Raw genomic sequence first — 5,904 nt, 5'->3', positions numbered from 1 at the left:
CAAACCCTTGCTACGAGCGAAAATCCGAAAATCGGACACGATCTATATAAAGACTTTAAAAACATAGATACTAATAGATACAATATAGATACTCAAAAGTTGGACTTTTCCACAGCCCATTTTTCACCAGCAGAAATTCAAAAGCAAAACCAGGATTTGGTGAACCATGCTAATGACTTCTTAACTGATGAAGACAGTGGCTTACCGGTTTTCTTAGAACCCGAAGCCGTGCAATTACTAAGTTTCTGGTGCCGCACTCCGCAACAAATGCGTCGCTTCATTGGCATTATCTTAAATGCTAAGTATGCCATTGAAAAAGCCCACAAAGACCTCGGCGTTTGGATTACTTTAGATGATCCCGAACTAAAACCTCTAATGACCAAGACATTAAGACGCTACTTCAACGCCCTGAGAAGTAACGAGAAGCATATCAAGAACGTCGAGAACTACTTATACGGCACCATGCAAAATCTGTTTGGCATTTACTGGAACAAAAAAGCCAACGCTAAATATCAAGCTGAACATCCTGAAACAAGCAGCCAGCAAGTAGTCCCCTTTAATTAGCTCTAAAATCGTTTCTCAGCCGTTTTAACGATGGGCTATATATTTATGTTAAATTAGCGATTGAATTGCTTATACGAACAAGCAACGGACAATTTTAGCCAGTTTGACTAACTTGAATCAACGGGCTAATCATTTTAAATGATCACTGCCTGACTAGTTTAGTTTAAAAATGCGCTTAGCAGTCTCCAGGGGGAACTATGCTCTTTTTTAGCTACATGAATTAGCAAGAATAGTTTTTTATATTGATTAAACTGAGTATGAGCAACTTGTTCTAGGAGGCGTGGCTTTATGAGTAAAAAGATTTGGATGATTATTTTTCGTTATTTGTTAGCGATTGGCTTGTTTTTAGCCTATAGTGCAATATTTGATAATCAAGATCATGATTTGATTAGATCGACTCTTGTTTTTGCTATATGTCTTGGCCTTGCTATTATTCCATTTAGCCATAAGACCAAAAGCAAAAAATAGTTTAAGGGATATATATAATTGATATTCTTGTAAAAAGATACTCATCTGGCCATTTTTCAGTGTATCTCATGTTGTTAATTGCTTTAATTATCTAGTTAAAATTAATAACGAATCAATGAGAGCTATTATGGCTAAAGGGTGTGTTTAAAGCAGGCCTAGTTAATGAAAATAGATAAAGAACACTAAAATTAGTGGTGGGTAATCAGCAGACCGAGTGAAACGAGGTCAATGCGCACTTACACCCTTGACACTTGTCAAGGGTAGATTTAATACCCATCGAAATGGGTATTATTTGTATTAGAAGGCTAGCGCCAACTATAAAAAGCCTAGAATAAACCCTCAAAAACATAGAGCTAAATCTCAAGATTAATCAATCACATTACGAAGGATCCAATGACTATAATCAAGACGAGCACTGGGAGTTATTACCCAAGGGTGATTAATTTCGAAAATTTGAATTTCAGTTGCTAAGTAAAGTGGCGTCTTACCATGATTAAAAGCAAAAACGGGTTGCGGGAAATCAGGCTTACTAGCAACTTGATGAACACTTTGACGAGAGTTCATCTGCCAACGAATTTTTAAATCTTCACGCGACAATAACTGTGGCAGCTGTGTTTTTTCAAGTTGAGCTTGTTGCTGCAACTTTTGTGTAAAGGCTTGTTTAGTCTTGTTTTGATGCCAATCATCAAAAAGATCATACTTGTTGGTTTCAAAATCTAAATCCATAAAGCCAGCCCCCTAACCAAAATCAATTTGATCCAGCATCGTTTCGGTACTAGCCTGGTCTAAGCCTAAATAAGCTAAAGTCATCGCCTCACTGGAATGATTGAGCAGATTCATGACTAAGCCAATATTATAATTTGATTGCGTGTAAACACGATAAGCCCCAGTTTTGCGCATCGTATGAGTACCTAGATAATTAATTCCTAATAGATCGCCAACCTTACTCATAATTTTGTAGAACTGTTTTTCAGTAATATGGCGTTCTGGGTGTTGAATTGAAGGAAAGAGCCATTCAGAATCCAGCTGATGATCAAGTAGCCATTGACGGTACAATAAGAGCTCTGTTTGAACAGGTTTAAGGTACAAGGTATTAGGTTTACCAGTTTTTCGGTCGTGAATAAACGCATTTTGTTTAATAGAACCGTCCGGATTAAAAATATCGGCCTGTTTTAAGCGCATGACATCACTGACTCGCAGCAGTGTCGCTTTGCCAACTTGAAAAACTGTATAGTTACGCCGGCCAGCTTTAAAGTTGTTGAGTAAGGTATCTTGAACCTCTTTGAGAACGTTTGAATCTTTGATGGGTAAGACAACTTGTTGCATAGTTTTAGCTCCTTAAAAAATTGATTTTTAGTACAAATTAAAGTACAATATTAAGTACAATGAAAGGGTGGTAAATATGACATTAGCATTAACACAGAGCGATTTTCGCGCTAACCTAAAAAAATATTTAGATCAAGTTAATGACGAAGACGAAACCGTTTATATTGCTCGTTCAAATAGTCGCGCAGTAGCCATCGTTTCACAAGAAAAAATGGACTGGCTAGAAAGAGCATTAAAAGCTAAAGAAGGTTCGTTAGAATATGCAATTGCACGTGATCAGTTAATTAAACGCCATGTTTTACCTGACGATGAAATTGTTGAATCAGATGATGATTATTGGAGTCAGTTTAAATAATGAAAAAACTAAGATTTAAACCACGTGCAACCTTTAATGCTGATCTAAAACGGTTAGCCAGTTTAGATAAATCTATTATTGATGAAGTTCGAGCAGCCATTGACCTGTTGCTTGAGCAACAACAATTACCACAAGAATTTGAAGATCATGAGCTTAATCGGCGAATGAGCGGTTATAATGAATTTCACTTACGAGATACCCCGAAAAACAAAACACCAAACGAAACTAACGATGTCCTGGTGGTTTATACGATTGATAAAGATGAACTAGTCTTAATTGGCATTCGAGTCGGATCGCATAATCGTTTATTTCCTGGTCAAAATCGTTCTAAAAGGTATCGAAAAAATAACGAATAAAAGAAGCTATTTCTGGTATATAAAAATAAATAACCCCTAATATCTACATTATAGATATTAGGGGTTATTCTTTCAACGTTTCCGAGGGGGTATTTGTGAATTATAGACCCTATACAAACATCTTTTGTAGATACCCTTTTTTAAGTTCTTGGAGTTTTTCAAGCTTACGCTGATGAAGAGCGATAGTGTTATCTAGCTGTTTAAAGAATGAACCTATTTTTTGTTGCTCTGAATTATTCTGAGGAATCGATAGCTTCAGTTCAGTCAACATGTCCATAACAATGTACGGAATATTTCCTGTACGAGCTTCCTGTTTTATTTTTTAGGCAGCTTATTTCCAATTTCTGAAAATATAAAACTTCTATCTACTAGAAACTCTTGGAGCACATAAGTTCGTTGATAGGCATTGAACTTATTATCCGCTAAATGCATGTATCCAACTGTTGCTCCATTACCTGCAATTGTAATGGAAGGTCCTTCAAACGCTGCTACATCCAAGACGCGCCGCTAACCCGCCAGCTTAAAATGCTTTTGAGCATAGTGAACGCCCGCTGTTTTAATTATCCGCGAGCCAGAGGCGGTCGCCACCATGCGTCAGCTGGTTGGCAGACGGAAACTCCTTGGCCATGTAAACCGAATCCAGGTCGATAAAGCAAACATTCTGGTGGGCGTTGGCAAAGGCGACCGCCGCCGCCAGGCTTTCGGGAGCCTCGATCATACAGCCAACCATGCAGGAGATCCCCGCCGCCTCGCAAATCTGGTTGATCTGGGTAGCCGGATAGATGCCCCCACTCTTCATGAGCTTAATGTTGACTATATCAGCAGCCCCTGCCCTGATAACCGTCAGGGCGTCTGCGGGAGTAAAGACGCTTTCGTCCACCATGATCGGCAGACAGGTCTGGTCGCGCAGCTTAGCCAGGCTTGGCAACTGGTCAGCAGCTAGTGGCTGCTCCACGAAGTCAATCTTCAGCTGGGCCGCTTCCAGGAGGTGCAATCCTAGCCGGGCCTGCTGGTAGGTCCATCCCTGGTTAACATCAATTCGCAGGCTGACGGCCGGGCCCACTGCCCGGCCGATCTGGGTAATGGTGGCAACGTCTTCTCTAACCGGTCGATTGCCAATCTTAACTTTGAGGGCGTGGAACCCTTTCTGGACGAGGGCCTTCGCCTCAGCCACCATTTGCCCGGGTTCCCCAATGCTGATTGTGTAGTCGGTCGCCATGCTGTCCTTGGCCCCGCCCAATAGCGCGGTTAGGGGCTGCCGGCAATTTTGCGCCCAGGCGTTATAGATGGCGATGTCCAGGGCGGCCTTGGCCGGTTGATTATAACGGACGCTCTTCTGCAGGGCTGCCATCAGGGGCTCGAAGCGATTCAGTGATTTGCCGACCAACCGGGGCTTGATGACAGTCTCAATAACCGCTTGCAGGGTGGCAAGGGTATCACCCGTGACCACCTCGTTGGGAGTGGCGGAACCAATCCCTGTCGTGCCGTTGTTGAGTTTGACGAGCACCCGTACGGCTTGGATTTCGTTGACCGTGTGCAGGTGGGTAACAAAAGGCCGCTTAAGTGGAATCTTCTCAACACTAGTGGCAACGTCAGTAATTATTAAATCATCCTTCATCTTTGACCCTCCTCTGGATCCAATTACATCCATTATATCGGGGGTGCGACCTTAAAACAGCATCAGGGCCTAAAAAAGTAAAATGTGTAGATAATTAATTCCGGTGTCCCTTAACTGATGAGGAAATAAGCACTAGGTGGTTTGATCATTAATATTATTAATTACGCTGTCCCACTCTGAGACAGTTTTCTTCCTTAGTTTGCTGGCGGGCCTGGCAGTCATCAAGGCAAAGTAATATAATAACTGACAATTACTTGGTGTCAGACCAATTAGTGGTGTCAAATGGACACCTTGGGTCTGGGTTATCAGATAAATATTTGGAGGTGTGTTGGTCACAATGAATAAGAAAAGAAACATTGACACTGCATTCTTCGGCCATCCCCGGGGGCTGTCAACCCTGTTCTTCACGGAAACCTGGGAACGCTTTAGTTACTACGGGATGCGGGCAATCCTGCTATTTTACATGTACTATGCCGTAACCAAGGGTGGTCTCGGCATTAACCAGACAGTTGCCGCCTCTATCATGGCAATTTACGGTTCGATGGTCTACCTCTCCAGCGTGGTTGGCGGCTGGCTGTCCGATCGCATCTGGGGCTCGCGAAAGACCGTTTTCTACGGCGGAGTCCTGATCATGTTCGGACACATTGCCTTGTCGTTGCCTTTCGCCAAGGGCGCCCTCTTCGCCTCGATCGCCCTGATTGTGGTCGGGACCGGACTCCTCAAGCCGAATATCTCCGACATGGTCGGGGGATTGTACAGTGATGAGGACCGGCGACGGGACGCCGGTTTCAGTATCTACCTCTTCGGGATTAACCTCGGGGCTGCGGTCGCTCCATGGGCGGTACCCTGGGCTGCTGGTGGCTTTGGGATCCACCTGTTTGGCAGTCAGACCAACTTCCACGCCGGCTTTTCCCTTGCCGCCTTCGGAATGTTCTTTGGCCTGGTCCAGTACCTAATCGATGGTCGCAAATACCTGCCCAAGGATAGCCTCTACCCCAACGACCCGATTGACCACCAGCACTTATCAGCTGTCCTGACCAAGTCCCTCCTGGGGATCGGCGGCGTCGGGATTATCCTGTTGATCCTCGCGGCGTTTGGTCAGCTGAACATCACCAACGTCATTACCCTGATTACAATCATCGCAATCGCCCTGCCAATCTACTACTTCGTCTGGATGCTGAACTCCAAGAAGGTTACTAGGCTGGAGAAGACCCGGG

The 5,904-nt window shown here is 43.5% G+C and carries 7 protein-coding genes and 2 pseudogenes; 5 read left to right on the top strand and 4 right to left on the bottom strand.

The window, feature by feature from the left end; genetic code table 11:
- Together EGT51_RS12550 and EGT51_RS12545 are read left to right on the top strand one after the other, a co-directional pair.
- A pseudogene (locus EGT51_RS12550) lies at window positions 1–564 on the top strand (replication initiator protein A); the annotation flags it as partial.
- Between the two features lie 288 nt (window positions 565–852).
- Window positions 853–1,032, top strand: a complete 180-nt coding sequence (locus tag EGT51_RS12545) for a hypothetical protein (protein ID WP_135369005.1) — start codon at window positions 853–855, stop codon at window positions 1,030–1,032.
- A gap of 366 nt (window positions 1,033–1,398) precedes the next feature.
- Here EGT51_RS12545 and EGT51_RS12540 read toward each other — a convergent pair whose 3' ends face one another.
- Together EGT51_RS12540 and EGT51_RS12535 are read right to left on the bottom strand one after the other, a co-directional pair.
- Window positions 1,399–1,758: a hypothetical protein gene (locus tag EGT51_RS12540; protein ID WP_135369004.1), complete on the bottom strand. Its 360-nt coding sequence runs from the start codon at window positions 1,756–1,758 to the stop codon at window positions 1,399–1,401.
- Between the two features lie 12 nt (window positions 1,759–1,770).
- Window positions 1,771–2,358, bottom strand: a complete 588-nt coding sequence (locus EGT51_RS12535; protein WP_045353461.1) for a site-specific integrase — start codon at window positions 2,356–2,358, stop codon at window positions 1,771–1,773.
- A 76-nt stretch (window positions 2,359–2,434) separates the two neighbouring features.
- Between EGT51_RS12535 and EGT51_RS12530 the strand changes: the two genes are divergently transcribed.
- A complete protein-coding gene (locus tag EGT51_RS12530; RefSeq protein ID WP_027822197.1) occupies window positions 2,435–2,713 on the top strand; it encodes a type II toxin-antitoxin system Phd/YefM family antitoxin in 279 nt (92 codons plus the stop codon).
- Window positions 2,713–3,069, top strand: a complete 357-nt coding sequence (locus tag EGT51_RS12525) for a type II toxin-antitoxin system mRNA interferase toxin, RelE/StbE family (protein WP_135369003.1) — start codon at window positions 2,713–2,715, stop codon at window positions 3,067–3,069. The genes EGT51_RS12530 and EGT51_RS12525 overlap by 1 nt, the downstream gene beginning before the upstream one ends.
- Before the next feature lie 109 nt (window positions 3,070–3,178).
- Here the strand turns inward: EGT51_RS12525 and EGT51_RS13245 are convergent.
- A pseudogene (locus EGT51_RS13245) lies at window positions 3,179–3,567 on the bottom strand (restriction endonuclease subunit S); the annotation flags it as partial.
- Between the two features lie 58 nt (window positions 3,568–3,625).
- Window positions 3,626–4,687 (bottom strand): dipeptide epimerase, encoded by a 1,062-nt coding sequence (locus tag EGT51_RS12515; protein ID WP_135369002.1) that lies wholly within the window; start codon window positions 4,685–4,687, stop codon window positions 3,626–3,628.
- Between the two features lie 337 nt (window positions 4,688–5,024).
- Between EGT51_RS12515 and EGT51_RS12510 the strand changes: the two genes are divergently transcribed.
- Window positions 5,025–5,904 (top strand): peptide MFS transporter (locus EGT51_RS12510; RefSeq protein WP_135369001.1); only part of this gene is annotated, 880 nt, incomplete at its 3' end.

Origin of the sequence: Levilactobacillus suantsaiihabitans (assembly GCF_004745505.1) — a bacterium.
GTDB classification, from domain to species: Bacteria; Bacillota; Bacilli; order Lactobacillales; family Lactobacillaceae; genus Levilactobacillus; species Levilactobacillus suantsaiihabitans.
This window is presented reverse-complemented; position numbering and strand designations above follow the sequence as displayed.

Coding starts and splice junctions, on each gene's coding strand:
- EGT51_RS12545 (WP_135369005.1), top strand. CDS start 853: ATGAGTAAAAAGATTTGGATGATTATTTTTCGTTATTTGTTAGCGATT.
- EGT51_RS12540 (WP_135369004.1), bottom strand. CDS start 1,758: ATGGATTTAGATTTTGAAACCAACAAGTATGATCTTTTTGATGATTGG.
- EGT51_RS12535 (WP_045353461.1), bottom strand. CDS start 2,358: ATGCAACAAGTTGTCTTACCCATCAAAGATTCAAACGTTCTCAAAGAG.
- EGT51_RS12530 (WP_027822197.1), top strand. CDS start 2,435: ATGACATTAGCATTAACACAGAGCGATTTTCGCGCTAACCTAAAAAAA.
- EGT51_RS12525 (WP_135369003.1), top strand. CDS start 2,713: ATGAAAAAACTAAGATTTAAACCACGTGCAACCTTTAATGCTGATCTA.
- EGT51_RS12515 (WP_135369002.1), bottom strand. CDS start 4,687: ATGAAGGATGATTTAATAATTACTGACGTTGCCACTAGTGTTGAGAAG.